This window comes from Psychrobacter sp. Sarcosine-02u-2, assembly GCF_002836335.1.
In the GTDB taxonomy this organism is placed as follows: domain Bacteria; phylum Pseudomonadota; class Gammaproteobacteria; order Pseudomonadales; family Moraxellaceae; genus Psychrobacter; species Psychrobacter faecalis.
The window spans coordinates 1-1,929 of the sequence record NZ_CM009141.1; the positions used below are offsets into that span (position 1 = coordinate 1).

Here is a 1,929-nt window from a genome sequence, read left to right on the forward strand (position 1 = left end):
TTTTGATAATTGCCGTATTGGATACGTCACTACCGAAAAGTAGTGACGTATCCAATACGGCTTTATTTTTGGCTTATTTGGGGTGAATTATGCTGAGTGATGGTTGCGTGATTTGCCAATTTTGATCCAAAAATAGGGGTGATTTTGAGCGTTTTTTCCTTTACTTGATACATTAGGTCTAAGTAGCGGATTAGAAATAGGGGTTATGATTGCTCTTAGGCTATATGACATAAGGGTTTATATTAAAATTATTGGGTAAAAAACTGGAAAAAGAATAATTGACAGGCGTAAAAAAACCTCGTATCGTCGGAATTGTCTAGAAACAAACGAATACAAGGTCTTTATTTATGTTCCCAAATCACGCAACCACTGTCAACGAAAATATTAAAAAGCATAACGAAAACGTTGATAAAAATATCCCTTCTGCAGAATTAATTGATTTTCTCTACGATAACGACTTGCCCGAAGGCGTAGATGTCTCTCTAGCGTCCTTATCTGCCCGTGACAGCGTTTGGGACACTCACAGGCTACATACATCCTATGTAAGTAAAATATACGCCTTAAACAGCGAATTTGAGCGATATAGCGAGCGTATGGATGAGTGTAGCGGATTTTTAAAGTTTGGATATAACGAGGATGACGGCTTGGTATTAAAACAAGCTGGTTTCTGTCGTGTACGCCACTGTACAACGTGTCAATGGCGAAAAACACTACTCTGGAAGGCTCTCATGTACCAAACCTATGACCGCATCATACAAACACACCCTACACACCGCTTTATATTTTTAACCTTGACGCTCAAAAATCCGCCCATTGATGACTTGCGCGAAACCTTGCAGCACATGAACAAATCATGGCAAAGGCTGATTAAGCGCAAGGAATTTATGGCGGCTGTTAAGGGTTGGGTACGCACAACAGAAGTCACACGCCCCAAAGACCCCAAAGACAAAGACAAGAAATACAAAAGGGTTTGTCCGATAACTGGCAACACCCACGCACACCCACATTTTCACGTTATTTTGATGGTTGACCCGTCTTACTTTGGTAGGAATTATATCAAACGTCAACGGTGGCAAGAGCTTTGGGCTGATTGTCTTCGTATTGATTATATGCCGCAAGTAGATATTAGAACTGTTAAACCGAAAAAGGGTGCTGATGATGATGGTATGCGTGGGGCGATTGCTGAAACCTTGAAATACGCTACAAAGCCTGATGATATTACCCATGATGCCGAAAATCCTAGAAGTCGTGACTGGTTTTATGAGTTGACAAGACAAACATACCGCTTACGTTTTGTGGCTACTGGTGGATTGCTCAAAGACGCCCTGAAGCAAGATGATGATATTACCAATGAGGATATGATCGACACTGGCAACGATGACGAAACAACCGAAACCGATGACCGCCGTTTGAACTTTACGTTTTATGAGTCAAAAGGCGGTTACATGTATAACCCGAACCATAACGAGTAGTGTTTTTGGTTTTGGCTTTTACCTCGTAGAGCGTACTTTGATTTGACCAAACTATGAAACGGAGTGGAATCGTTTAGGCAAGTCGTAAGTGCGCACTTATCCAAAAAGACAGACAAGTGAAAAGACAAAATATAAGACAAGGCACGCTTAGACGTTTCACCTTACAGGATGAAACAGCGTGCAATCTTTTCGTCCCTCTGACTAAGAGCGAACTTAGGAGTTACCAAGCAAAAGACCCACAAGGGGCGCTATTTTTGTTTGATAACTCCGTCCGCTCTACGAGGTTGAAACATTGCTACCCATCGCAACCCATAGCCACAAAAAAACTGGTTAGGGCATGGTGTCAAGGTGGAGATTTTGGCAGTCTTTTTTGCCAAAATACTACCTTGATACTATGACATAACCAGTTAAAAAGATTGGCTTGGGTGTGTGGGTAATCAGCCCTAATTCATTGAGA

1 protein-coding gene is annotated in these 1,929 nt (G+C 41.6%); it reads left to right on the top strand.

The window, feature by feature from the left end:
- Positions 1-347: 347 nt before the first annotated feature.
- A complete protein-coding gene (locus tag CXF58_RS00220; protein WP_102076222.1) occupies positions 348-1,472 on the top strand; it encodes a protein rep in 1,125 nt (374 codons plus the stop codon).
- Positions 1,473-1,929: the final 457 nt, after the last annotated feature.